The sequence below is a fragment of the Streptomyces sp. NPDC059785 genome (genome assembly GCF_042732375.1).
In the GTDB taxonomy this organism is placed as follows: domain Bacteria; phylum Actinomycetota; class Actinomycetes; order Streptomycetales; family Streptomycetaceae; genus Streptomyces.
Map to the genome: position 1 here is coordinate 149,658 of NZ_JBHWHV010000005.1, position 24,660 is coordinate 174,317.

The window sequence follows — 24,660 nt, forward strand, 5'->3', positions numbered from 1 at the left end:
GCGTCACGTGGTCACCGCCTCGGTGGGGGTCTGCGGAAGGTGGCTGTGGCGGGCGGCGATGTCGTCCAGCGCCGCGGTCGCGAGCAGTTCGTCGAAGCGGGCGGCGCGCACGCGGCCGGCGTTCTTGGTGTTCTGGTGGACGATCCAGCCGTAGGTGCCGGGGGCGTCCACGCTGAGGTTGTTGCGCTGCTTCAGGGCGCGCTTGTAGTCGTCCAGGCGCAGAATCGCGATGAGCGTGGCCAGTTCGCCGTCGTCGAACCGGTCCAGCGTGCTGCGCAGGTACTTCACGACGCGCTGCCTGACGAAGAAGTCCTCGGTGAGGATCAGATTGCGGACGGCCGCGGCGACCCGCGGATCGTCCGGACCGCTCGCGCCGGGCACCCGCTGGAGCGCGAGATCCTGCGCGGCACCGAGCACCGTGTACGAGGACAGCAGCGAGAACATGTCGGCGGTGCCGTCGTCCCGGTCGCCACCGTTTTGGTCGCTACCGCCCTGGCCGCCGAGCGCCGGGGCCCGGCCGCCGAGCACGGTGCGCCGGTCGCGGTAGTCGACCTTGAACGCGCGCAGCTTGTCCGTCGCGATCGAGGTCGCCAGCTCGTCCAGCAGCTCGGAGCGGGTGGCGGCGGCGAGGATTTCACCGGCGTCCTGGTACAGCAGCAGCGCCCGCGGCATCCCGCAGTACACGTGCTGCCGCTCGCTCTCCCAGTCCGCCAGCAGCCGGGCCGCGAGCGGCGAGCCGGTGGCCTCGGCGTGCCAGGCGAGGAGCAGCCGCACGGCCGCCTCGTGGAAGGCGCCGTGCCCGGTGTCGGTCACCGGGAAGACGAGCAGCGAGTCGGCGCTCACCCGGCCCGCGACCTCGCCCGTTGGGTCGTACTGGTAGAGGAAGCCGCCGCTCATGCCGTTGCCGAGGCCCTTGCCGAAGCCGCCGAGGTTGAGCACGGTGCCGCCGGTCATGTACTCGCAGCCGAAGTCGCCGATCCCCTCGACCACGGCGGTCGCGCCGGAGTTCCGTACGGCGAACCGGTCACCGGCCTCGCCCTGCACGAACGTCCGGCCGCCGGTCGCGCCGAACAGCGCGAAGTTCCCGACGAGCACGTTGCCGCCGCGGTCCGGACTGCCGCCGCCGGGGGCGCGGACCACGATCCGCCCGCCGCTCTGGCTCTTGCCGACCCCGTCGTTGGCCGTCCCGGTGTGCTCCAGCGTGATGCCGTCGTTGCAGAACACGCCGTAGGACTGCCCGGCGGACCCGCTGGTACGGATGCGGACGGCACCGTCGGCGAGGCGGCGCCGGCCGCGGTCGTCGGTCGTGACGGCGGGTACGTCCGCATCGTCGTAATCGTCGTACTCGTGGTTGAGCAGCCGCTCGACGTCGATGCCGAGCTGCCCGCCCACCGACTTGTCGCTGTTGCCGAGCCGGATGCCGTCGATGAGGACGGACGGCTCGCGCCGGTCGAGGAGCGCGGCGCGGACCCGCTCGATGAGGGCGTCGTCGGTGCGGTAGTCCTTCTCCAGGTACTCGGGGTCGGTGACGGTCTTCCCGGGCACGCGCGCGAGCAGCCGCCGCACGTCGAGCCGCCCGACGCTCGCGGGGTGGTCGAGGAGCTGGAGCAGGTCCGTACGCCCCCGGGCCTCGCGCAGGGACCGCAGCCCGAGCCGGGCGAGGATCTGCCGCACGTCCTGCGCGATGTTGAGCAGGTACTGCGCCAGCGCCCGCGGGTCGCCCTCGAACGCCTCGGCGTTGGTGGTGAGCCCGGCGGGGCACTTGACGTTGCAGTTCTTCGCCATGACGCAGCCGAGCATCATCAGCGCGGTGGTGCCGAACTCGAAGCTGTCGGCGCCGAGGAGGGCCGAGGTGACGACGTCGCCGCCGGTCTGGTGCGCGCCGGAACAGCGCAGTACGACCTTCTGCCGCAGCCCGTTGGCGACCAGCGCCTGGTGCACCTCGGCGACACCGATCTCCGCCGACCGCCCGGCGTACTTCAGGCTGGTGACGGCAGCGGCACCCGTACCGCCGGTGTTCCCGGCGACGTTGATGACGTCCGCGCCTGCCTTGGCGACGCCGACCGCGATCGTCCCGATCCCCTCCGAGGACACCAGCTTGACGATCACCCGGACCCGGGCGGCCTTGCAGTCGTGGATGAGCTGGGCGAGATCCTCGATGGAGTACGTGTCGTGGTGCGGGGGCGGCGAGATCAGCTCGATGCCGGGGGTGCCGCCGCGCGCGGCGGCGATGTCGACCGTCACCTTCGGCGCGGGCAGCTGACCGCCCTCGCCGGGCTTGGCCCCCTGCCCGATCTTGATCTCCAGCTCCTCCAGCATCGGATCGGCGAGGTAACCCGCCCAGATGCCGAACCGGCCGGACGCGAACTGCTTGATCCGGGAGCCGCGGATGGTCCCGTACCGGGTGTGGTGCTCGCCGCCCTCGCCGCTGTTGGACAGGGCGCCGACCATGTTGGCGCCGTGCGCGACGGCCTCGTGCGCGGTCGCCACGAGCGCGCCGTGGCTCATCGCGCCGGAGGCGAGGCGGCGGGTGATCTCGTGCGCGGGCTGCACCTCGTCCAGCGGCACGCTGCCGGGGGCGCCGTCGAGCAGGGCGAGCAGGCGCGCGGCCGTACCGGTGACGGCGACCGTCACGCCGTCGGCGGCCACGTCGAGCGTGACGACCTCGCCGGGATGCGCGAGTGCGAGCCCGTCGGCGAGCGCGGCGTGCAGCGCGGCGGCGCCGGCACCAGGATCGGATCCGGGGCCGGAGCCAGGGTCGGGGCCGGGGTCGGGGGAGGTGAGGCGGAGCCGGACGGTGGTGGGGCCGGGCACTCCGCGGTCGGCGCCGGGAGCACCCGCCGTGGCCGTGGCCGTGGCCGTGGGTGTCGCGGTGCCGTGAGCCCGGACGGCGGGGCGGGCGGTGCCGGAAGGGCCGATGTCGGTGTGCTCGACGACGGCCGCGGTCACTCCCCGTACGGTGACGCTCTCGTTCCCGTCGGTCGAGAACCGCCCCAGCTCACGCGCGAAGTCCTCCGGCGTACGCAGCCCCGTGACGTCCGCGGGCAGCGCGAGCACGTCGCGCAGCGCGGCCGGCCGGCGCAGCCGCTCCTCGTGCGTGGTCCGCAGGAACGCGCGGTACCCGGGCGTGATCCGGAACGCGTCGATCTCGGCGTCGCTGAGCGCGTCGTACCCGGTGTTGCGGTACGCGGCGTCACTGATGCCGAACGCGTCGTCGAGCTGTCCGAGGGTGAGCAGCCGCAGCGCGTCCGGGTCGCCGGGCCTGCCGAAGGCGACCGGCTCCTCGGCCATGTCCCCGAAGCCGCGCACGGCGGAGACACCGAAGGAGTGCCCGGCGCCGTCCGACCGCTCCTTGAACAGCCCGAGCAGCGGAATCTGCTGCTCGCCGCGGACCGCACGGGCCCGCTCGTGCCAGTCGGTCGCGGCCTGCGCGATCCGGGCGAACCCGACCCCGCCGACCGGAGCGTCCATGTACGGGAAGATCCGCGCGAAGACGTCGTCGCGGGTGTCGAGGTAGTTCGGCTCGAAGAACGCGCCGCCGATGTAGCTCTCGGCGGTGCAGAGCCCGACCCGCCCCATGGTCTTGGCCAGGGACTTCTCGGCGGCCTTGCGGAACCTGGCGAGCGCCCGGTCGGTCTCCGTCTTCTCACCGGCGGGCGCGGGGGCGCTCGGGTACTTCTCCTCGGCGCGCAGCCGGGCGCTGAGGCTGTAGACGGCGGAGGCGCCGAAGCCGAGCGCGGTGGCGACGTGGTGCGAGGAGGCGAGCTGCCCGCTCTCGGCGACGATCGAGACGCGCAGCCGCAGGCCGGTCTCGATGAGCCGCTGGTTGACGGCGGCGACGGCGAGGACGACGGGCAGCGGTGCCCGGGTGGACGAGACGGCCCGGTCGCTGAGCAGCGCGATGCCGCCGTGTCCGGCGGCGAACCGCTCGACGTCGTCGCAGAGCCGCTCGATCGCCGCCCGCAGCGCGTCGGCGTTGCCGGTCTCGTCGCCGGGGACGGGCGTGTAGAGCATGGCGAACCGCTCGAGGGGCACGATCCGCTGGTCACGCAGCCGCACCATGTCGAGATGCCCGAGGACGGGCGAGTTCACGACGAGCTGCCGCCCGCGGTGGTCCCCTGTGCCCCCGTCTCCGGCGCTTCCGCCGCCGGCGCCGCCGGTGCCGTCGGGCTTGGGGCCGAGGGCGACGCGCATGCTCATGCCGTCGGCCTCGCGGATGCTGTCCAGCGGCGGGTTCGTGACCTGCGCGAAGCGCTGCGAGAAGTACTTCGCCATGCCGCCCTCGGTGTCGCTGAGCGCGTTGATGGCGTTGCCGTACCCCATCGCGGAGATCCGCTCGGACCCGTTGGCGAGCATCGGGTCGAGCATGAACCGGAAGCTCTCCTGGTTCAGCGAGTACGCCACGTACCGTCCGGCGAGCGTGAGGTCACCGTCGTAGCCGAGGGTGGTGGTGCCGCGGTAGTAGTCGGGCGCGGGCAGGTCGTCCAGATTTACCCGTGCCGCGTCGAGCAGCTCGCTGTACGGCCGCCGCGCGGCGAGGGCGTCGAGCACCTCGCGGGTCCGCATCCGCCGCCCGGTGCGGTGATCGACGACCAGCATGCCCCCGGCCTCGATCCGCCCCCGGTGCACGACCTCGTCGTCCGGGAACGCGACCTGCCCCGCCTCGGAGGCCACGATCAGGTACTCGGCGGTCTCGACGGTACGCAGCGGGCGCAGCCCGAGCCGGTCGAGCCGGGCCCCGATGACGTCCCCGTCACTGAAGATCACAGCGGCGGGCCCGTCGTTCTTCTCTTCGTACAGGGAGAAGTACTCGAGCATGTCGCGGACGCCGGAGGGCAGCGTGCGGTCGTTCTCCCAGGCGGGCGGCATGAGCGAGACGACGGCCTCGACGAGGTCCAGCCCGTCGTCGAAGACCCGGCTCTGCAACGTCTGGTCGAGCCGGCTGGAGTCGGACTGCCCCGGCGGCCGCACGATGCTGCGGGTCCGGGCTCGCGCCAGAGCCTCGTCGCTCAGCCGGTTCTTCCGGTCGGTGTTGAGCTCCCCGTTGTGCGCCATGAGCCGGAAGGGCTGCGCCATGGTCGGATGCGGCTCGGTGTTCGTGGAGAACCGGGTGTGGAAGTAGAGCGACCGCACGGAGTGCCGGGGGTCGGTCAGGTCCCTGAAGTACGCGATTACCTCGCCGGAGTTGAGTCTGCCCTTCAGTACCTGGGTGCGCGCGCTGAGCGACAGCGGATACAGCCCGGTGTAGGAGTCGTCATCACCATAGGCGACGGCTTCGACGGCGAGCAGCGCGCGGTGGGCGGCGGCGTCGACGTCGGCGCGGCTGAAGCCGTCGGGGGCCCGGAAGACCCACTGCACGATGGGCAGCTGGTACTGCTCGGCGGCGGGCCGGGCGACGGAGTGGTCGACGGGCACGTCCCGTACGAGGAGCGTCTCGAAGCCCTGCTCGGCGACGCACCGCCCGACGAGACCGAGCGCGCGGTCACGGCGGGCGGCGTCGACCGGGACGAAGCAGTTGGCGACCCCGAAGTACCCGGCGCGCAGCGTCTCGCCGGTGAGCGCGCCGAAGAACTCCACGGACAGGTCGACACTCACCCCCGCGCCGTCCCCGACACCCTCGGCGGACGTGCCGCCGCGGTGCGGGATGGCGCAGAGTGCCTCGTCGCCCTTGCGGATGACGTCGTGGCCGGGCCGCCCGTCGAGACGGGTGATGAAGCCGACGCCGCAGTCACTGTGATCGCGGGCAGGGTCGTACAGACCGTAAGCGGAGTGGTTCACGTGCATCGTCCTGTGGTGCGGCTCTGCGAGCGATGCGGCTCCGCGAGGAGCGGTACGGCTCTGTGAGCGATGCGGCTGGGTGAGCGGGGTCGGCAACGACATGACAGCGGGTGGCAGCGGACGGCCAGGCTGCGTCGGTGAAGCGCTCGCCGCGGGCGGACGGTGGACCGGCGGGGCGGTCGGGGTCCGGGGTGGTGCGTGCGGGTACCGGAGTGGTGCGTGGTGGCACCGCGAATAGGTATGGTAAGCCTTACCTAACTTTCACCGCAAGGGTGCGCGTTACATGTATGTGGGCTATGCGTCGGTCCGCATAGCCTGTGCCGCCGGTGCCCAACGCCAGCCGGAGGCGTGAAGCGCTTCGGCCCGGTCGATGGCGATCTCCTGGCGCAGTCTCGTCTCTTCTTCGTCGCGGAAGGCGGCAGAGGCGGTGTGCTGCGTGGGGTGCTTGCGGTAGATCAGGCCCGGCTCGGTCTGCATCCACCCGCGGCTGACCGCCTCGCAGAACAGGACGAGAGCCGCGTCCTCGAAGGCCGGTATCGCCGGCCAGCCGCCCGTGAGACGCACCAGATCCGTGCGTGCGGTCAGCGTCGTTCCCACGACCGGCAGCTCACCGCGCTTGAGACCGTCCAGGATCGCCCGTTCCGGCAGCGGCCCGGGAACGGGGTCGTACGGACCGGGCTCCAGGCGGCCGTCGAAGCGGAGATCCAGGCAGGGGGAGACCGTCCATCCATAGGACGGATCGGCCTCGAGGAACTCGATGTCGCGGGCGAGGGTCTGCTGGTCGGGCAGCAGATCGTCGGCGTCGACGCAACGCAGGAGGGTGCCGGTGGCGCGCGTCAGCCCCAGTGTCCGGGCCTGCGCGGCTCCGCCCCAGCGGCCGGCGCCCTTCGATATCCACGGTGCGTCCGGTATGGCCTCCAGAGGCCTGCCCGTACGGCCGTCCTCCTGCACCAGCCACTCGAGCTGCCAGCCGGCAGGAAGCTTCTGATCGGCGAGGCACTCGTGCAGTTCGTCCAGGTAGGCGTACCCGTTCTCGTGCACGGGCGTCAGGACAGTGAGCTTGGGCATGGGGAAGTGCTCCATGTGAGGTGACGGTGTCGACCGTGATGAATGCGGAGAAGGGAACCGACTCCGGTCACCTGGCGATGCACGGGTCCCCGGCACGGCGCGAGGCCTTGGTGTACGAAGGGGACGCCCGAGCAACGACGCCCGTCAACTGTGCGCTGCGAGCGGCGAGTTGCCGGTGACTGATCACCCCACCATGATCCATGGTCCGTAACCATGGTCCGTAATCCGTGATCCGTGGGGCCGGCCGCAGTCGGAGCGGGACTCAGCGCACCGGGAACCCGAAGGAGTACCCCTGGTCCTTCAGCCAGGGCAGGACGCGGCGCAGGGCCTCGACGGTCTGGGCGCGGTCGCCGCCCGCGTCGTGGAAGAGGAGCGTCGGACCGTTGGACAGCTCCTGCTTCACGGTGGCGACGATGGCGTCCGTGCCCGGCAGCTCCCAGTCCTTGGTGTCCACGTTCCAGCCCAGCGGGCGCATGCCGTGGGAGGCGGCGAGCTTGCGGCTGTAGGGGGTGAAGGCCCCGCCGGGCGCCCGGTAGTACATCGGCCGCACGCCCCCGGACGCCTCGGTGATCATGCGCTCGGCGTCGAGTATCTGCTGCGACTGGTAGCTCTCGGACTTCTTGTCCATGGTGGTGTCGTGCGAGACCGAGTGGTCGCAGAGCCGGTGCCCGGCCGCGACGACCTTCTTCACGAGGTCCGGGTGCGCCTTCGCCTGCGGCCCCACCATGCAGAACGTGGCCTTCACCCCGTACTCCCGCAGCACATCGAGCACTTGAGGGGTCCACTCGGGGTCGGGCCCGTCGTCGATGGTGATGTTGACGCCGTGCGCCCCAGCGTCCGAGGAGTGCGCGATGGTCACGTCGACCGCCTTGACGTCACCGCCGGGCGTGGCCGAGGCGCTCGCCTTCTTCGTCGAGCCGCCGACGGAACCGGCCTGCGCGGTCCACACCGAGGCGCCGGTAGCGAGCATCACCACGCCGAGCGCCGCCCCGATCACCTTGCCGTACCAGCCCCGCCCGCCACCGTGCCGTGCCATGTCCGCCCACTCCCGCCCAGTTCATCAATCTCTGGCCACCTCGCGACCACCCAGCAGGATGAGAAACGTTGGCCAAGGGATGCGTCTGTTACCGGTCACGGACAATCCCGGGGTTATTTACGGACAACTCGCCGATCGGCGTATCCTCCGGTCTGGCTGCCGGAGCCGTCTGCCGCAGCGGTCCGTCGGAGCCGTCTGTCGCCTGAGGAAACTATCCAGGAGGATGACCGGTGATGATCACCCTGGCCGCCGTAGGAGGAGTGGCGCTGGTCGAGCTGGGCATGGCCCTGACCCCGGGGCCGAACATGATCCACCTTGCCTCCCGCGCCATCACCCAGGGCCGCAGGGCGGGCCTGGTCAGCCTCGGCGGGACCGCCGTGGGATTCGTGTGTTACCTGCTGGCCGCGGCCGCGGGCCTGTCCGCGCTGTTCGCCGCGGTACCAATGGCGTACACGGTGGTCAAGCTCGCCGGCGCCGCCTACCTGGGCTACCTCGCCTGGGGCATGCTCAAGCCCGGGGGCCGCTCGCCCTTCGCGCCGGACCAGGACCTGCCGCCGGTCTCCGACGCGCGCCTGTTCTCGATGGGGCTGCTGACCAACCTGCTCAACCCCAAGATCGCCCTCCTCTACGCCGCCCTGCTGCCCCAGTTCCTGGACCCGCAGGCGGGCCCGGCCTGGGGACAACTGCTCCAGCTCGGCGGCGTGCAGATCGTCGTGGGGGTCTCCGTGAACGCTCTGGTGGTCCTGGGCGCGGCGAGGGTGTCGAAGTTCCTGGCCGCGCGCCCCCGCGTCATGGCCGCCCAGCGCTTCACGGCAGGCGGCCTGCTGGGCGTCTTCGCCCTGCGCACGGCCTTGTCCCGCACACCGGCTTCCACCTGAGCGGGCGGAGGGACAGCAATGTCTGGATTGTCTGGTTCGGGTCGAGGCCGGGGCGGCTGGAGCGAGCCCGAGCGAATGATCGCGGAGGCGCGGAAGGCGTTCTTCGTGATGTTCGGCTTCGTGGCGTTCGTGTGGCTGGTGCAGCTGGCCAACTACGCCGGTGACTACGCGCTCTCGCGGGATTACGGGGTTGTCTCCGGCGACTCCGGCACGCTGCCCCACCTCCTGACCGCGCCTTTCCTGCACTGGAACTGGGCGCACCTTGAAAGCAACTCAGGACCGCTGTTCGTCTTCGGATTCCTCGCCGCTTACCGCGGCGTGGTCCGCTTTCTCGGCCTGAGCCTGGTGGTCGCGGTGTGCAGCGGGCTGGCGATCTGGTTCTTCGAGCGGGGCGGCGCGGACACGGTCGGCGCGAGCGGCCTGGTCTTCGGTTACTTCGGTTACGTGGTCGTACGCGGCCTCTTCGACCGGCACCTGATCGACACCCTGATCGGCGTCGTCATGGCGGCGTCCTTCGCCTACCTGCTCACCGTGGCCGTACCGGGAACACCGGGCGTGAGCTGGCTGGGCCACCTGGGCGGCCTGACCGGCGGCGTGGCAGGTGCATGGCTCTTCCGCGACCGCCACCGGAAGCCGGCCGGGTCGGCACGCTCCAGCGCAGACGCGGCCGACACGGTCACGGGAGCCGCACCCGCAGTCGGCAGCGCGAAACCAACCAACCGCGACGCGCTCCCGGCCACCCCCACCGACAACCCACGCGCCGCCCTGCACAAGGAACTGCGCGACATGGGCCTGCTTTAGGCCGGCTCGTCAGAGGACAAGACCCTCGCAGTCTGAGCGACCTCAACTGGTCCACACGTCCTGACAATTACTCGGCTTCACGCGCCTGGTCGCGCTCCGGGCTGGTCTGGGTGGGGAGGTCCCGGAGGAGCACGGCGACGGCCTGGTTGAGGTGGTGGCGCAGCTGGTCGCCGGGGACGTCTCGGTAGTGGTCGGAGAGGAACGTGAGCGGGCCGAACACGGCGCCGAGGACGCAGCCGAGACGGACCCGGACGGCGGGATCGGCATCGGGGTCGGCGAGGAGCCCGGCGAGGGGGGCGCCCTCGTCCTGGAGGCTGGGTCCGATGGCCGGGTCGTCGGCGAAGAGCGCACGGTAGGTGTCCTCGTCGCGTTCGAGGGCGTAGAGCAGCTGGCGTTGGCCGAGGGCGATGTCGATGACTCGGGGGAGGGCCCGCTGCCATGCGGCGGGGTCGGTGCCGGCCACGATCAGGCGGTCGACCATGCCCTCCTGGGCCTTGAGAGCCCGGCCGACGACAACGCGGGCGATGTCGTCCTTGGTGTGGAAGTGGTGGTAGACGGCGGCCTTGGTGATCCCGAGGGCCTCTGCGATGTGGCGCAGCGAGGTGCCCCCGTAGCCCTGGCGGGCGAAGAGGTCGATGGCGGCCTCGACGACCCGCTCCCGTGTCGAAGCCGAGGTCGCCGCCGCTTTGGTCGAAGTCACGGTCACAGTATGTCACCGTCTTGTCCTTGCCTAGCCGACCGGCTAGTGCTAGCTTGCCGATCGGCAAGTGACGGCTAGTCGATCGGCTAGCAACTGCTTGTCGATCGGATTTTCGGCGAAACGTAGCGAGAAGGAGCCGCTGTGGCGAGCACAGATGGGCCGATCATCGACGCCAGGGGACTGGTCAAGCGGTTCGGCTCGACCGTCGCCCTCGACGGGCTGGACCTGGTGGTGCCGGCGGGCACCGTGTTCGGGCTTCTCGGGCCGAACGGTGCGGGCAAGACGACCGCGGTGCGGGTGCTGGCCACGCTCGTCCGCCCCGACGCCGGCCAGGTGCGCGTCGCCGGCCACGACGCTCTGGCCCAGCCGGGACGGGTGCGGGAGTTGATCGGCCTGACCGGCCAGTACGCCTCGATCGACGGGTTCCAGAGCGGGCGGGCCAACCTGGTCATGCTCGGCCGGCTCAGCGGCCTCTCCCACCGCCAGGCCAAGAGCCGAGCCGCTGACCTGCTCCACCGCTTCGATCTGGCCGACGCGGCCGATCGGGCCGCGGGCAACTACTCGGGCGGCATGCGACGGCGTCTCGACCTGGCCGCCAGCCTGGTCACCACCCCACGGGTACTCTTCCTCGACGAGCCCACCACGGGTCTCGACCCCGCCAGCCGCCTCGGGCTGTGGGAGACGGTGACCGATGTCGTCGCCCAGGGGACGACCGTGCTGCTCACCACCCAATACCTCGAAGAAGCCGACCATCTGGCTCACAGGATCGCGGTGATCGACCACGGCCGGGTCGTCGCCGAGGGCACGCCGAGCGAACTCAAAACGGCGGTCGGAGCCACCGAACTGGTCGTCACCATCGCCGCCGACAGCGACCTGTCCGCCGCCGCCGACCTGATCGAGGCGACCGGGTTCGCCACCCGCCCCATCCAGGTCGACACCGACGGCCGCCGGCTCCGGCTGCTGGCCGGCGAGCGGGCACACATCGCCGGCGACCTGATCAGCGCATTGTCAGGGGCAGGCATCCACGTCGACCTGCTCAGCGCACAAGAGCCCAGCCTCGACCAGGTTTTCCTGACCCTCACCGGTCACGCCGCCACCACCGGAGCCGCAACCGGCACCGCCACCACCGGAGCCGCAACCGGGACCGCCACCACCGGAGCCGCAACCGGGACCGCCACCACCGGAGCCGCAACCGGGACCGCCACCACCGGACCCGCAACCGGCACCGCAACCGGCACCGCAACCGGCACCGCAACCGGCACCGCCACCCCGTCGGCTTCCCGAAAGGCGTCGGCATGACCTCCGCCCCGACCCTCGCCGCCCCGTCTCAGGTCCTGGCCGTACCCCGCCGGCGCAGCGGTGCCCGCCGCCTGCTGGTCGACACCGCCGTCATCGCCCGGCGCAACATCTCCAAGACGCTGCGCGAACCCGAGTCCCTGCTCGACGTGACCGTCATGCCCATCATGTTCATCCTGCTCTTCGGCTATGTGATCGGCCCCGCCATCAGCCTCGCCACCGGGAGCGCTCACACCACCACCGACCAGTTCCACTCCTACCTCATCCCCGGCATGCTCGGCTTCACCATGGTCAACGCCGCCGGCGGCAGCGCGGTGGCCATCGCGGCCGACATGGGCGAAGGGATCATCGACCGGTTCCGGTCCCTGCCCATGTCGCGCGCCGGGGTCCTGCTCGGCCGCAGCATCGCCGACCTCGCCACCTCGGCCCTGGCCATCGCCGTGGTCGCCGTCACCGGCGTGATCATCGGGTGGCGTCCCCACCACGGCGTCGGAGACACCATCGCCGCCTTCGCCCTCGTACTCCTCTTCGCCTACGCCATCGACTGGCTCATGCTCTGCCTCGGCCTGGTCATCCGCAACGTCGAAGGCGCGGATCAGACCCGCCTCCTGCTGCTGTTCCTCCTCGGCATGGTCTCCACCGCCCTCATCCCGGTGAACCACCTGGCCGGCTGGCTCCAGGCCTTCGCCTACTGGAACCCCGTCAGCGTCCTCGCCGCCGCCGGCCGCCACCTCTTCGGCAACCCCGACCCCGCCGCCACCTCCAGCGCCTGGACCATGCAGCACCCCGTCGCGGCCAGCCTCATCTGGTCCGTCGGCATCACGGCCGTCTTCGCCGCCGCCGCCGTCCATCTCTACCGCACCCGCGCCAGCCACTAGATGTCGGTCAGACGTCGATGATCGGAGTATCCATGGGCACATCCGGCACCACCCCCGACACCCTCGGCGATCGGCTTGCCGGCCGGTTGTTCGTCCGATCCGCCGTCACCGAGGTGGAACAGATCGCGGCCCGGATGCGCCGCATCCGGCTCAGCGGCCCCCGCCTCGCTTCCCTGAGCTTCACCCCCGGCCAGCACCTCCGGGTACTCGTCAGTGACCTGCTCTCCCTCCAGGCGCTGCGAGAAGGGTTCCGGGACGCGCTGCGGACCTACTCGGTGTGGCACCACGACCCGGCCACCATGAGCATCGACCTGTGCGTCCTCGACCACGGTGACGGGCCCGGCGCCCGCTGGTCCCGTCAGGTCGCCGTCGGCGACGACGTGTACTTCAAGGGTCCCGAGGGCAAGTTCGTGCTCCGCCCGGCCGCCTACCACCTCTTCGTCGGCGAGGAGACGGCACAAGTCGCCTTCGGGGGCATGCTCCGATCCCTCGACCCCGACACGCCGGCCCACGGCGTCATCGAAGTCGACGACGAGGCGGACCGCCTTCCCCTGCCCCACGCCGAGCAGGTCACCTGGCTGTCCCGGCACGGCGCCGGCGCCGAACGCTCCACCCCACTCGTCCAGGCCCTCCGCTCCCTCCAACTCCCGGACGAACCAGGCCACGCCTACATCGCCGGCGAAGCCAAGACCTGCGCCGCCGCCCGTCGGCACCTGGTCCAGGACCGCGGCTGGCCGGCCCGGTCCACCATCTCGGTCAAAGCGTTCTGGACGCCAGGAAAACGGGGCCTCGAATAGACCGACGCAGCCACCTGCACGGGACAACCGCTGCCGTCCAGCAGGGAGTGGGACGAGTCCGTGACTGGATAACAAGTAACCCCCGGGCCAATGGCCTGGGGGCTCATAGTGGAGCGGGTGACGAGAATCGAACTCGCGCTCTCAGCTTGGGAAGCTGCGGTCATTTGGGGCGCGATCGGTAGCTGACCTGGGCGAACCATCGAGCCGTGGCCTCGTCGGGCTCGACCGCTTTCCCCATGATTCCCCCTCGTTCCCCGCTCGATATGGTGCGCTTGTGGTGCGAGGGCTGGCGTGCTGCATGCCGGGTATCCGTCCATGCATGCTTGCCATCGTGTACCGGTCCAACGACACAGCGACAACCATTTGGGCGTTCGTGCTCTCGTTCCTGGTTGTGCTGACCGTGGTCTGGTACGTCCGGCGTCGCAGGTAGCCGTGACCACCGCTTCAGGAGTTCGACCTCGGCCCGGCGTAGTTGCAGCGCAACGCGCGCACGAGTGCCGTAAGCGTCTGCCGGTTGCCACGGTTGTCCGTAGGCGTTGATGTCAACGTTGGATGCCAGCGGAACACCGTAGGGCCGGGCAGCCGCCGTTGGCGCCGAGACCGCGGGCCGCTGGCTCCGGCCGGAAGGCCCGTCTCCGGCCCGCGGTTGGCCCGACGTATCCGGGGTTCGACGAGCGATGTGCTCAGCGGAGCGTCTCGTGCGCGTCTGTCCTATTGCCCCGCGCGGGATTCTGCCGCCTCGGATCAGATCTGGCTGACGTCGATCTCCACCAGGAAGGGGGCGGTGACCCTGAGGACACCGGTGAACACGTCTCCGTTCCGGTAGGTCTTCGTCGCGGGATCGAGGACGTATGTGTAGACGAGGGGGACGCCCGTCGCGGCCTGCTCGATGCGCCAGTAGAAGCCGATGCCTGCTTTGGCGTACTGGTCGACCTTCACGATGCGGTCGGTGGTCTCCGAGCCCGGCGACACCACCTCGACCACCAGCAGTACGTGTTCGGGCCGGGTCGGTGTGACGTCGATCGTGTCCGCGCGGTAGACGACGACGTCCGGGCGGCGATTGGTGAGTGGAACGTCTTGGAGACGGACGTCGAAGTCAGTATCGGCGTTCCAGTCGGGGCCCGCTGCGGCGTCCAGGGCGTTCGCGAGAATCCGGGCCAGCCGGTTATGGCGCTTCGAGGCGCTCGGGCTCACGACGACCATCCCGTCCACGATCTCGATACCGGCGCACTGCTCCTCGGACCACGACTCGTACTCCTCCGCCGTGATCTGCTCGTGCATCCACGCCGGGGCCACCATCTCGGCAGTCATGTCATGCCTCCCGGGTATTGAGCGGCGGGCCCGATCCCGCTGCGAACAGCGTACTGGCCCGGCCTCGCCGGACGGACGCTTTGTGCCGGCCTCGGCTCGTGACCGATTTCCGGAGCGTGCTTGGCAGGCGGGCCGGGCCGTCGACCTGCGGACGCGTGGATCGGGTAAGTGACTCGGTGTGTGTCAGCCGTGTGCCGCAGCGATGGCGCGGATCTGGCATGCGGCGACTGGCAACCACACACAGCAAAAAGGCCCGGGTCTTTGACCTGGGCCTTAATCATGGAGCGGGTGACGAGAATCGAACTCGCGCTCTCAGCTTGGGAAGCTGATGTTCTACCATTAAACTACACCCGCGTAAGACGCCGGTTGGGCCGGTGTCGAATGCTCGCTCACTCTACCCCATGGCAGGGTCGGTGCCAGGCCTCGTATCAGCCCCGCGGTGTTCACGCCGTGGGGTCGCGTCGTTTTCGGAAGCTTCTCGGAAGCATGGACGCGGCTGCGAGGGGCACCAGTTGGGGCGTACGGTGGAGGCGTGGTGCAGGGGTGGCGCCGGGACCGGAGTGCCGCCTGGAGGGCCATCCCGTTCATCCCCTAATGTGGCTTTCGTCGTCAGTCAGACGCGGCTCTTGGGGAAGGGACTCTGAGGACTTGATGGAGCGCACCACCGTCGTCCGTTGTGCCGATGGGCACGTGTTCAACACCGCTTCGTTCCCGATGCAGCAGGCCGAACGGCTCGGGCCCGGCCGACTGCTTCGGTGTCCGCGGTGTGCACGGCTCCGCAGTGTCGTACCGGTGACTCTGGAGAAGCGGTACGCGGGATAGCGAGAGCGGGCTGTAAGAGCGGGCAGTACGAAGCGAGCGGGACGCGGGACAGGCAGTAGCTGTACGCGGGACACGCAGTAGTGACGCGGGCGCGCGGATCGGCACGATTGTGGCTGGTCCGCGCGCCTTGCGTATCCTCGGGGCGTGCTTCTCTCAGACAAGGACATCCGGGCCGAGATCGACTCCGGGCGGGTCCGGATCGATCCCTACGACGAATCCATGGTGCAGCCGTCGAGCATCGACGTCCGTCTCGACCGCTACTTCCGGGTGTTCGAGAACCACCGCTACCCGCACATCGACCCCTCCGTCGAGCAGACGGACCTGACGCGGCTCGTCGAGCCCGACGGGGACGAGCCCTTCATCCTGCACCCCGGTGAGTTCGTCCTGGCGAGCACGTACGAGGTGATCAGTCTCCCCGACGACCTCGCCTCGCGGCTCGAGGGCAAGAGCTCGCTCGGGCGGCTCGGGCTCGTCACCCACTCCACCGCCGGGTTCATCGACCCCGGCTTCTCCGGGCACGTGACGCTGGAGCTCTCCAATCTCGCGACCCTTCCCATCAAGCTCTGGCCGGGCATGAAGATCGGGCAGCTCTGCATGTTCCGGCTCAGTTCGCCGGCCGAGTTCCCCTACGGCAGCGACCGGTACGGGTCCCGGTACCAGGGCCAGCGCGGGCCGACCGCCTCCCGGTCCTACCTCAACTTCCACCGGACCCAGGTCTGAGAGACAGAACACAGAACGGCGAGAGCAGTGAGAGTCATATGAGTGATGTGCGGGAGAACCTGAGCTGGGACCTCTTCGGGGGTGCCGTGCGCGAGCTGGCGCAGACCATCGCCGACGACGGCTACGAGCCGGACATAGTGCTGTCCATCGCCCGCGGCGGTGTCTTCGTGGCCGGCGGGCTCGCCTACGCTCTCGACTGCAAGAACCTCCACCTCGTGAACGTCGAGTTCTACACCGGCGTCGGCACCACCCTCGAGATGCCGGTCATGCTCGCGCCCGTGCCGAACCTGATCGACTTCTCGGACAAGAAGGTCCTGATCACCGACGACGTCGCCGACACCGGCAAGACGCTCAAGCTCGTGCACGACTTCTGCGTCGACACCGTCGCCGAGGTCCGCAGCGCCGTCGTCTATGAGAAGTCTCATTCGCTGGTGAAGTGTGAGTACGTGTGGAAGCGGACGAATGACTGGATTAATTTCCCGTGGAGTGTCGAGCCGCCCGTGATCAAGCGGTCCGGGCAGGTTCTCGACGCCTGACGGGTGCATCAGCCAAGAGTCGGGCCCGCCCTCGCTTGCGAGGGCGGGCCCGACTCTTGGCTACGGCGGACAGCGGCGCTAGAACGTGCCCAGCTTGATGATCGACAGGATCGCGATCAGCTGGATCGCCGACGCCGCCAGGGCCTTCGGCCACGGCAGGTCGTGGGAGCGGGTGACCATGAGGGTGAGCAGGGCGCCGGCCGCCACCCACGTCGCCCAGCCGAGGATCCGGACGAAGGACGCGTCGCCGCCGGCGAACATCGCGACCACCAGGCGCGGGGCGTCCGTGATCGACATGATCAGCATGGACAGGCCGACCGTCGGCTGCCACGCGCCGTCGCCGCCGAGCTGGCGGGCCAGGGTGTGTGTGACGACGCCGAGGATGAACGTACTGATGACGAAGGCGATGCCGGTGATCAGGACGATCGGTACGGCGTTGGAGAGGGTCGCGTTGATCGCGTCCTCGCGGGCACCGTCGAAGCCGAAGACGGCGAGCAGGCCGTAGAGGAACGAGACGACGAGGGCCGGGCCCCACATCGCGTAGTCGCGCATCTGGAGGAAGGTCTGGTTCGGGCTGACGACGACGCCCTTGAGGAGGTCCTTCCAGTGCAGGCGCGGGCCCACCGGCGGGGGCGGCGCCTGGCCGGCCCGGTAGGTCTCGCCCTGGTTGTAGGGGTCCTCGCCGATGGCGAACGCCTGCGTGTGGCCCGGCTGGTTCGCCGCGTACGGGTCCGGGCCCTGGTGGCCCTGGCCGTCCCCAAAGTACTCCGGCTCGCCGTTGCCGCCGCCACCACCTGCCTGGGGCCAGCCGCTCTGCTGCCCGCCGCCGTACGGTTGCCCGCCGCCGTACGGCTGTCCGCCGCCGCCGTACGGTTGCTGAGGCGCGTTGGGGTAGCCGTACGACGGGCCCTGGCCCTGCTGCCCGTACTGCTGCGGGTGTTGTTGCGGTCGCCCTTGCGCCGTGCGGTTGTCCCGGCCGCGTCCGATCCTGAATCCAGCCACGTCAACGAACGTACCTGCTCCCGGCGTACGGTGTGCCGGGCCCGGGGGGACGGGCCCGGCTTTGCGGCCGAGCTGTGACATCCCTTAAGGGGGATGGGGAGAGACGCCCCGGAGGCCTTAGGGGGTGCCCCCGTGGAACCTCAGTGGCTGCTCAGGGGCGCGCCGTACTTGAGGGCGGTTGACGGGGACGGCAGGCCCAGCTTGGCCGGGGTGAGGGCGACGGAGCCGGCCGCCGCGACGTGCGGCAGGGTCCAGACGCCGCCGGAGGCGGAGTTCTCGCCGGGCGAGCCGACCGCCGCGTCCACGGAGCCGTCGTGATCGTAATCGCCCGTCGCGACCGCCGCGCCGAAGGCGTCGCCCGCCTCCGCCGCGCCGGGGACCTTCGGCGTGCCCTGGTTGTACGCCACCGACGTCGCCTCCCCGAACGCGTCCACCAGGCCGGTCGAGTGGCCGAACAGGAGGGTGACCGCGCCCGCGCCCGCCCGGGTGCCGATCGCCTCGCCCGGCGCGCCCACCAGCAGGTCGTCGCGGCCGTCGCCGTTCTGGTCGACGACGGCCAGGGCGGCGCCGAAGCGGTCGCCGTCCTCGGCGCGCCCGTAGACCCCTACGGTGTCCTGGTTCAGGGTCTGGCTGCGGATGCCGAAGGACTTCGCGTCCCCGTAGTGGATGTGGATGCCACCGCCCTTGGTGTACTCCTCCGGGCCGCACGGGTCGTCGATGTTCTCGTCGGCGATCTCCCGGCACTCGCCGAGTGCCAGGTCGTCCAGGCCGTCACCGTCGAAGTCGCCCGCCGCCAGCGCCGTGACGCCCGCGTTGTCCGTGTTCCAGGTGTTGGCCATGGACTGCTCGGCCGCGTCCCACGACCACAGTCTTACGTGCGACTGGGTGAAGGGGTCGTCCACCGTCCAGTACGCCACCGCCAGGTCGTCCGTGCCGTCGCCCGTGAAGTCGCCGGTGGCCAGGACCGGGGCCCGGCCGCCCATGGCGCCCTCGAAGACGGTGGTACTGATCCCGTCGGCGGTGCGGGCCACCACCTTGTCCTTGCCGCCGATGACTATGTCCCGGCTGCCGTCGCCGGTCAGGTCCGCCGCGGCGACGGACAGGCCGTAGGCCGCCGACGTGGACGGGCCCACGGCCACGTTCGCCCCCGGGCCCGTGCCCTTCTTCGCGCCGCCGATGCCGACGACCACACCCACGTCCGTGCCACGGCCGGTGACGTCCTCCCCGGGAGCGCCGACCAGCAGCTCCGCGTAACCGTCTCCGCTCATGTCGACCAGCGCGACGGAGGCGCCGAAGCGGTCACCCGCCTCCGGCGTGCCGGGCACCTCCGGTGTGGCCTGCGTGATGCGGGTGCTGCCGTGGGCGCCGAGGCCCTTCGCGCCGCCCCATACGAGGTTCACGTAACCGGCCTTCGCCTTGCCGTCGACCGCGCCGTCCGGCACGCCGACCGCGAGATCCGCGTAGCCGTCACCGTTGAAGTCGCTGGTGACGGGGCTGGGCTCGGCTGCGGGCGCGGCGTTCGCCGCGGTGGCGAAGGCGAGTGGTGCGGTGGTCGCCGCGACGACCGCGGCGGCGAGGGCGTACGTCCGTATGCGCACGGGGGCTCCTGGGCTCCGAGGGGTGACTGACCGCGTCCTGCGGGTGGGGGGCGGTTCACCTGTTGGACACCCGGGGGATGGGTGGGGTTGTGTCACCCCGGGCCGCTCTTCGCGTCGAGTTCGCACCAGACGTACTTCCCCGCCGCGCCGCTCGCCGCGCTGACCTGGAACCAGCCCCAGTCGTCGGCGTACGCGTCCACGAGGCGCAGGCCGCGGCCGTGCTCGTCGTGCGTACGGGGGTACGTCGTCGGCGGCGGGGTGGGGTCCGTGTCCCACGCGCCGAGGCGGAAGGAGGGGCCGGACTGTCTGAGCTTGAGTGCGGCGGGGCCCTTGGTGTGCCGGATGGCGTTGCCCAGCAGCTCGGAGGCGAGCAGCTCCGCGGGTTCGAGGAGGGTCGGGAGGTGGTGGGTGGTGAGGATGTCACGGAGGGCGCGGCGGCAGATTCCGACGGCGCGGGGGTCGTGGGGGATGTAGAGGGTGTACTCCCAGGGGGCGGGCCCCGGGCCGGGCATGGGCATGCGGGCTCCAGTGGGGGGTGAGGAGGTGAGGGGGAGACGGTGGCTCTGTCGCCTCGCCATGGCGCGGCGAGGGGGTGCACTTCCGCTCCGGGGAGTGGTTAGCTCATCACTGACGGTAGGGGTGAGTACTCACCCCGGTCAAGCGAAGCTGGGATACTGGACGTCCAACTCCCGTGAAAGGACGACCGGATGCCGGCGAGAAGCGTCGTGACCGCACGTCAGGCTCGGCTGGGCGCCGAGCTTCGCAAGCTGCGGGAACTGGCCGGGTGGTCGATCCGCGAGGCGTCGGAGGTTACGGGGATCGCGCAGACCAAGCTGTCCATGACGGAGGCGGGGAAGGTCGGTGTGAGCGCGGAGCGGGTGCGGCAACTGGCGGTGCGGTACACGTGCGATGACGCCGCCTTGGTGGACGCGCTGGTGTCGATGGCCACCGAGCGGGTGCGCGGTTGGTGGGAGGAGTACCGGGGACTGGTGCCGTCTGGCTACCTCGACTTGGCCGAACTGGAGCACCACGCGCGGTACTTGCGGACGTTCGAGGCCGTGCACATCCCCGGCTTGTTCCAGACGGAGGACCAGGTACGGGCGATCTTCGCCGCGTCGGTGCCCCAGTTGTCGGCGGAGGACGTCGCCGCGCGGGTGCGGTTCCGCAAGCAGCGGCAGGGCGTGCTGGACACGCTGGATTACACGGCGGTCGTCCATGAGGCGGCGCTGCGGATCAAAGCGGCTGACGCGAAGGTCGCCCGGGACCAGTTGGTGCACATCCTGGAGGAGGCCGAGCGCCCCAACGTCGCCGTGCACGTGATCCCGTTCGAGGTCGAGGGGTTCGTGGGCATCGACACGCCGTTGGTGTGCGCGGGGGGTCCCGTTGCGCAACTGGACACTTTCCTGGCGGACACCTCGTACGGCGGAGAGTTCCTGGATGCGGAGGCACAGCTCAACCGGTATCGAGGCATCCTCCAGCGGATGGAGAACGTCGCGCTGGGCGCCGTAGAGTCGAAGGACTTCATCCACCAGCTCGTGCAGCGGATGTGAAAGGTCTCGACATGCCCTCAGTCATCGCATGGCAGAAGTCGTCGTTCTCCGGCGGCGACGACTCGTCCAACTGCGTTGAAGTCGCTGCCACCCGCGGAGCCCGCTTGCTCCGTGAAAGCGACCAGCCCGGCACTGTGTTGAGTGCCACCGGCACCGCGCTCGCCGGGCTGATACGTCACCTGCGTGAGCAGCGCTGACGCCACCCTCAATGCACCGGCTGGCCCACGCTCAACAGGTTCCCCTCGCTGTCCCGGAACCACGCCCCCCGGTCCGCGCGGGCGCCGGACTCGCGGAAGTGGCCCTCCACCTGCACGATTCCGCCGGTCGTCCGGCCACCCCCGTACACATCGGGAAGTTCGAACTCCTCGAAGACCACCCCACGGCGCCTCAGTTCCGACACCGTCGCCTCGATGTCCGCCACCCGCCAGGACATCTGCGTGAAGGTGCCGGGCGAGGCGCCCGCGGAGCGGAAGAGCTGGAACTCCGCGTCGCCGCACCGGTACAGCAGGCCCCCCGGGCGTTCGTCCACCGGCTCCAGGCCCAGCTTCTCGGCGTAGAAGCGCCGGGCCCGGTCCAGGTCCTGGACCGGGAGCCGGGTGGAGACCCGGGCCCGGTCCAGCCCCGTACCGGGCCCGGGGCCGACACCCGTACCGGCCGCGTTCATGTCTTCGGGCACGCCTTCAGTCATGGACCCAGTGTCGCGCCGGCGGACGCGTCGGTCAGCCCGTCAGGGCACTCCCGAACGCCCCGTTCTGCTTGCTGGAGAGGCCGATCTTCGTCGGGCCGAAGCTGGCCGACCTGGTCGTGGAGTAGAGGGAGGTCGCCGCACCGGGGAGGTGCCACGCCGCGCCCGAGCCGTCGTTCTCGTTGTCGGCGATCACCGTGAGGTCGGCCCGGCCGTCGCGGTCGACGTCCGAGGTCAGCAGCCGGGACCCGAACCGGTCCCCGCCCTCCAGCGCGCCCGGTACGCCGGGGCTGTCCTGGGTGAGGAAGACCGCGCCCGTCGTGGTGACGCCCGAGGCGGAGCCCCGCAGGAGGGTGAGGGCGCCCGCGCTGGGCAGGTAGAGCGTGTCGTCGCCGAACGTCTCGCCGGGTGCGCCGATCGCGAGATCCGCGCGGCCGTCCTTGTCGAGGTCCCCGATCGCCACGGCCTCCCCGAAGCGGTCGCCGTACTCGGCGGCGTCCGGCACCCCGGCGGTGCTCTGCGTGAGCGTCGTACGGCGGGACGCGCTCGGGCCCGACGACGTGCCGTAGACGACGCTGACCTCGCCGCCCTTCGAGCCCGAGGGCTCGGTGTCCGGCTCGTCGGGGTTGCCGAGGGCGATGTCGCCGTACCCGTCGCCGTCGAGGTCCCCGATCGCGGCCGTCGTACCGGCGCGGAGGTTGGTGGACGCCTTGCTGAGGCCGCTCGCGGTGCCCTTGTAGTAGCGGGCCGCCGCGAGGACGTCCTTGTTGGTCTGCTGACCGGTGACGACCAGGTCGGCCCTGGCGTCCTTGTCGACGTTGCCCGCGGTGAGGCCGGGCTTGTCGACGCCGGGCGTGTAGGACGAGACGCTGCCGGTGGAGCCGGACTTGGCGAACGGGCCGCGGATCAGGCGGATCCGGTACGGGTTGGAGCCGGTGTCGCTCTGCGCCGAGATGGCCAGGTCGGGCTTGCCGTCGCCGGTGAAGTCGGCCGCCGCGATGCTCAGGCCGAAGTAACTGCCGTACAGCGGCTGCGGGTTCTTGACCGTGGTGCCCCCGGAGAGGCCCGACTTGGAGCCCCAGACGATGACGACCGTGCCCGAGTCCTCCTTGCTGCCCACGGCCTCGTGCTGGGCGGCGATGACGAGGTCGCTGTAGCCGTCGCGGTTGAGGTCGGCCGTGGCGATCTGGTCGCCGAACCGGTCGTCCTTCTCGGCCGCGCCGGGGATGCCGGAGGTGTTCTGGCTGATGACCGTCCGCTTGGCCGGGTTCGGGCCGGTCGACGAGCCGTACACGGCGACGACCTGGCCGGCCCAGGTCTTGCCGCCGACGGTGGCGGCGGGCGCGGCGATCGCGACATCGCGGTAGCCGTCACCGTTGAAGTCGCCCGCCAGGCCCGAGGGCGCGGCGGAGGCGGTGGTGGGGAGCGCGAGCAGGCCGCCGGTGAGGCAGGCGGCACTCAGGAGGAGGGCGCGGGTGCGCATGTGGCCTTTCTCCGCGGTACGCGGGCCGGGTCCGCTCCGGTACACGTGAGCGGACCCGGTGGGGAGGGGGGAGGTGATCAGTCCGCGAAGTTCACGCCGAAGGCCGGCGTGCCCGTCGTCGCGACGCCCGTCGCGCTCGGGGAGATCGAGCGGGAGCCGGTGGTGGTGATCTTCGTGCCGTCGGACGGGAGGTAGAGGACCGAGCCGTTCCCGGCGTTCTCGTACGAGCCCGCCAGCAGGTCCGCCCGGCCGTCACCATTGACGTCGTCGAGCTTGACCTCGGCGCCGAGGTTGTCGTCCGTCTCGTCGCTGCCGGGGACGCCCGCGGTGGACTGCGCGAAGAACTGCGCGCCGGACGTGCCGACCACGCCGTCCGCCGAACCGTAGATGACGGTGACCGCGCCGGTGTTCTTCACCCCGTCGAGGTCTTCGCCCGCCGCGCCGACGATCAGATCCTGGTAGCCGTCACCGTTGACGTCGCCCATGTCCAGCTCGTAGCCGAAGTAGTCCTCCTTCTCCGAGCCGCCGGGCACGCCGCTGGTGTCCTGCGTGATGCCGTCGGTGGCACCGGGGCCGCTCGCCGAACCGTAGGTGACCTGCACCTTTCCGCCCTTGGCGGAGTACGGGACGGGCGTGCCGTCCTCCAGCGTCTCGTTGTCCCAGAACGCGCCCGAGACGACGTCGGCGAAGCCGTCGCCGTTCACGTCGCCGATGGCGGTGATGATGCCCGGCCTGAGGGTCTTCGCGGAGGACACGTTCAGACCGCTCGCGGTGCCCGGCACCCAGTAGTTGGTGTTCCAGCCGTAGTCGGTCTCGGTCTCGAAGCCGTCGACCACCAGGTCCGTACGGCCGTCGCCATTGACGTCGCCCGCCGTGAGGTTGCGCGGACCGCCCGTCGTACCGCCGGACTGGATCGGGGGCTTGAGCGTGGAACGGACGATGCCCGCCGCGCCGGCGGAGGTGATGCCGCCCCGGTAGACGTAGATCGTGCTGGAGGAGTTGCCGACGGCCAGGTCGGCCTTGCCGTCGCCGTCGAAGTCACCGGCGGCGAGGGTGCGGCCCCAGTAGTCGTGCGAGGACACGGCCGGGTCGGGGATGGTGACGGCCTTGCCGGTCAGGCCCGAGGCGGAGCCCCAGAGCACGGCCACGGTGCCGCCGTTGACGTCGGAGCCGACCTTCTCCCAGGCGGCCGAGACGGCGAGGTCGTCGTATCCGTCGCCGTTGAAGTCGGCGTACGCGGTCTCGGCTCCGAAGCCGTCCCCGGCCTCGGAGCTGCCCGGGACGCCCGCGCTGTTCTGGCTGAGCACGGTGCGCTGGGCGGAGGACACGCCGGTCGTCGTGCCGTAGAGGGCGACGACCTGTCCTGCCGCCTTCAGGCCGTTCACGTAGGCGCCGGAGGCGGAGAAGGCGACGTCGCCCACGCCGTCGCCGTTGAAGTCGGCCTGCGGGACCGTGGCCGAGTCGGCGGCCAGCGCCGTACCGGCCGTGAAGGTGAGCAGTCCGCCCGTCAGCGTGGCCGCGGCGGCCGTCGCGAGGGCGAGTCGCAAGTGCTTGTGCATGCGGGATTCTCCTGCGGCATGCGGGGGACGCCTGGCGGGCGTCCGCGTCAAATGGTGTACGTCGCGCCCGCGTTCGCCCGGAGTTCTCCCGGGCGTAACGGGGCGGTCGGCGAACAGGAGACCGACGACGGGGGTGCAGGGTTGTACGTGAACTGACAGAAG

At 70.7% G+C, this 24,660-nt stretch carries 20 protein-coding genes and 1 tRNA gene; 9 read left to right on the plus strand and 12 right to left on the minus strand.

Annotated elements, in window-relative coordinates:
- Nucleotides 1-3: 3 nt before the first annotated feature.
- From ACFV6E_RS05605 to ACFV6E_RS05615, 3 genes are all read right to left on the minus strand, one after another.
- Entirely contained in the window at nucleotides 4-5,778 is a 5,775-nt protein-coding gene (locus ACFV6E_RS05605; RefSeq protein ID WP_385459538.1) for a glutamate synthase-related protein, read from the minus strand.
- A 294-nt stretch (nucleotides 5,779-6,072) separates the two neighbouring features.
- Entirely contained in the window at nucleotides 6,073-6,846 is a 774-nt protein-coding gene (locus ACFV6E_RS05610) for a glycosyltransferase (RefSeq protein ID WP_385161699.1), read from the minus strand.
- A 262-nt stretch (nucleotides 6,847-7,108) separates the two neighbouring features.
- Nucleotides 7,109-7,882: a polysaccharide deacetylase family protein gene (locus tag ACFV6E_RS05615; RefSeq protein ID WP_385161701.1), complete on the minus strand. Its 774-nt coding sequence runs from the start codon at nucleotides 7,880-7,882 to the stop codon at nucleotides 7,109-7,111.
- A 233-nt stretch (nucleotides 7,883-8,115) separates the two neighbouring features.
- Here ACFV6E_RS05615 and ACFV6E_RS05620 point away from each other — a divergent pair, with 233 nt between their 5' ends.
- A complete protein-coding gene (locus ACFV6E_RS05620; RefSeq protein WP_385161703.1) occupies nucleotides 8,116-8,760 on the plus strand; it encodes a LysE family translocator in 645 nt (214 codons plus the stop codon).
- 18 nt (nucleotides 8,761-8,778) lie between these two features.
- Complete coding sequence (locus ACFV6E_RS05625; protein ID WP_385459540.1) at nucleotides 8,779-9,561, plus strand: rhomboid family intramembrane serine protease; 783 nt, start codon at nucleotides 8,779-8,781, stop codon at nucleotides 9,559-9,561.
- 67 nt (nucleotides 9,562-9,628) lie between these two features.
- On the opposite strand, the gene ACFV6E_RS05630 is transcribed toward ACFV6E_RS05625, so the two are convergent.
- Nucleotides 9,629-10,261 (minus strand): TetR/AcrR family transcriptional regulator, encoded by a 633-nt coding sequence (locus tag ACFV6E_RS05630; RefSeq protein ID WP_385161707.1) that lies wholly within the window; start codon nucleotides 10,259-10,261, stop codon nucleotides 9,629-9,631.
- Between the two features lie 141 nt (nucleotides 10,262-10,402).
- Between ACFV6E_RS05630 and ACFV6E_RS05635 the strand changes: the two genes are divergently transcribed.
- Genes ACFV6E_RS05635 through ACFV6E_RS05645 form a run of 3 tightly spaced genes read left to right on the plus strand, consistent with a single transcriptional unit; the run spans nucleotide 10,403 to nucleotide 13,232 of the window.
- Nucleotides 10,403-11,560 carry an ATP-binding cassette domain-containing protein gene (locus ACFV6E_RS05635; protein ID WP_385459542.1) on the plus strand — a complete coding sequence of 386 codons (1,158 nt, stop codon included), beginning with the start codon at nucleotides 10,403-10,405 and terminating at the stop codon, nucleotides 11,558-11,560.
- Nucleotides 11,557-12,435 carry an ABC transporter permease gene (locus tag ACFV6E_RS05640; RefSeq protein ID WP_385161711.1) on the plus strand — a complete coding sequence of 293 codons (879 nt, stop codon included), beginning with the start codon at nucleotides 11,557-11,559 and terminating at the stop codon, nucleotides 12,433-12,435. The genes ACFV6E_RS05635 and ACFV6E_RS05640 overlap by 4 nt, the downstream gene beginning before the upstream one ends.
- Before the next feature lie 32 nt (nucleotides 12,436-12,467).
- Nucleotides 12,468-13,232, plus strand: a complete 765-nt coding sequence (locus ACFV6E_RS05645) for a siderophore-interacting protein (RefSeq protein ID WP_385459544.1) — start codon at nucleotides 12,468-12,470, stop codon at nucleotides 13,230-13,232.
- Between the two features lie 744 nt (nucleotides 13,233-13,976).
- Here the strand turns inward: ACFV6E_RS05645 and ACFV6E_RS05650 are convergent.
- Together ACFV6E_RS05650 and ACFV6E_RS05655 are read right to left on the minus strand one after the other, a co-directional pair.
- Entirely contained in the window at nucleotides 13,977-14,543 is a 567-nt protein-coding gene (locus ACFV6E_RS05650; RefSeq protein WP_385161715.1) for a Uma2 family endonuclease, read from the minus strand.
- A 280-nt stretch (nucleotides 14,544-14,823) separates the two neighbouring features.
- Nucleotides 14,824-14,897 (minus strand) — tRNA-Gly (locus ACFV6E_RS05655).
- 612 nt (nucleotides 14,898-15,509) lie between these two features.
- On the opposite strand from ACFV6E_RS05655, the gene dcd reads away from it, so the two are divergent.
- Nucleotides 15,510-16,085: a dCTP deaminase gene (dcd, locus tag ACFV6E_RS05660; RefSeq protein ID WP_385161717.1), complete on the plus strand. Its 576-nt coding sequence runs from the start codon at nucleotides 15,510-15,512 to the stop codon at nucleotides 16,083-16,085.
- Between the two features lie 38 nt (nucleotides 16,086-16,123).
- Entirely contained in the window at nucleotides 16,124-16,621 is a 498-nt protein-coding gene (locus ACFV6E_RS05665) for a phosphoribosyltransferase (RefSeq protein WP_385161719.1), read from the plus strand.
- Nucleotides 16,622-16,699: 78 nt separating this feature from the next.
- Here the strand turns inward: ACFV6E_RS05665 and ACFV6E_RS05670 are convergent, their stop codons facing one another.
- From ACFV6E_RS05670 to ACFV6E_RS05680, 3 genes are all read right to left on the minus strand, one after another.
- A complete protein-coding gene (locus ACFV6E_RS05670; RefSeq protein ID WP_385459546.1) occupies nucleotides 16,700-17,704 on the minus strand; it encodes a Yip1 family protein in 1,005 nt (334 codons plus the stop codon).
- Nucleotides 17,705-17,763: 59 nt separating this feature from the next.
- A complete protein-coding gene (locus tag ACFV6E_RS05675) occupies nucleotides 17,764-19,221 on the minus strand; it encodes an integrin-like protein (protein ID WP_385459548.1) in 1,458 nt (485 codons plus the stop codon).
- A gap of 92 nt (nucleotides 19,222-19,313) precedes the next feature.
- The gene (locus ACFV6E_RS05680) at nucleotides 19,314-19,739 is read right to left on the minus strand and encodes an ATP-binding protein (protein ID WP_385459550.1); all 426 of its coding nucleotides are present in this window, start codon (nucleotides 19,737-19,739) and stop codon (nucleotides 19,314-19,316) included.
- A gap of 207 nt (nucleotides 19,740-19,946) precedes the next feature.
- On the opposite strand from ACFV6E_RS05680, the gene ACFV6E_RS05685 reads away from it, so the two are divergent.
- Complete coding sequence (locus ACFV6E_RS05685) at nucleotides 19,947-20,771, plus strand: helix-turn-helix domain-containing protein (protein WP_385459552.1); 825 nt, start codon at nucleotides 19,947-19,949, stop codon at nucleotides 20,769-20,771.
- Nucleotides 20,772-20,782: 11 nt separating this feature from the next.
- Nucleotides 20,783-20,968: a DUF397 domain-containing protein gene (locus ACFV6E_RS05690; RefSeq protein WP_385162186.1), complete on the plus strand. Its 186-nt coding sequence runs from the start codon at nucleotides 20,783-20,785 to the stop codon at nucleotides 20,966-20,968.
- A gap of 8 nt (nucleotides 20,969-20,976) precedes the next feature.
- Here the strand turns inward: ACFV6E_RS05690 and ACFV6E_RS05695 are convergent, their stop codons facing one another.
- The 3 genes from ACFV6E_RS05695 to ACFV6E_RS05705 form a co-directional block, all read right to left on the minus strand.
- Nucleotides 20,977-21,435: a VOC family protein gene (locus tag ACFV6E_RS05695; RefSeq protein ID WP_385459626.1), complete on the minus strand. Its 459-nt coding sequence runs from the start codon at nucleotides 21,433-21,435 to the stop codon at nucleotides 20,977-20,979.
- A gap of 55 nt (nucleotides 21,436-21,490) precedes the next feature.
- The gene (locus ACFV6E_RS05700; RefSeq protein ID WP_385459554.1) at nucleotides 21,491-22,939 is read right to left on the minus strand and encodes an FG-GAP-like repeat-containing protein; all 1,449 of its coding nucleotides are present in this window, start codon (nucleotides 22,937-22,939) and stop codon (nucleotides 21,491-21,493) included.
- Between the two features lie 77 nt (nucleotides 22,940-23,016).
- On the minus strand, nucleotides 23,017-24,498 hold the full coding sequence (locus ACFV6E_RS05705) for a VCBS repeat-containing protein (protein ID WP_385459556.1): 1,482 nt from the start codon (nucleotides 24,496-24,498) through the stop codon (nucleotides 23,017-23,019).
- Nucleotides 24,499-24,660 lie beyond the last annotated feature (162 nt).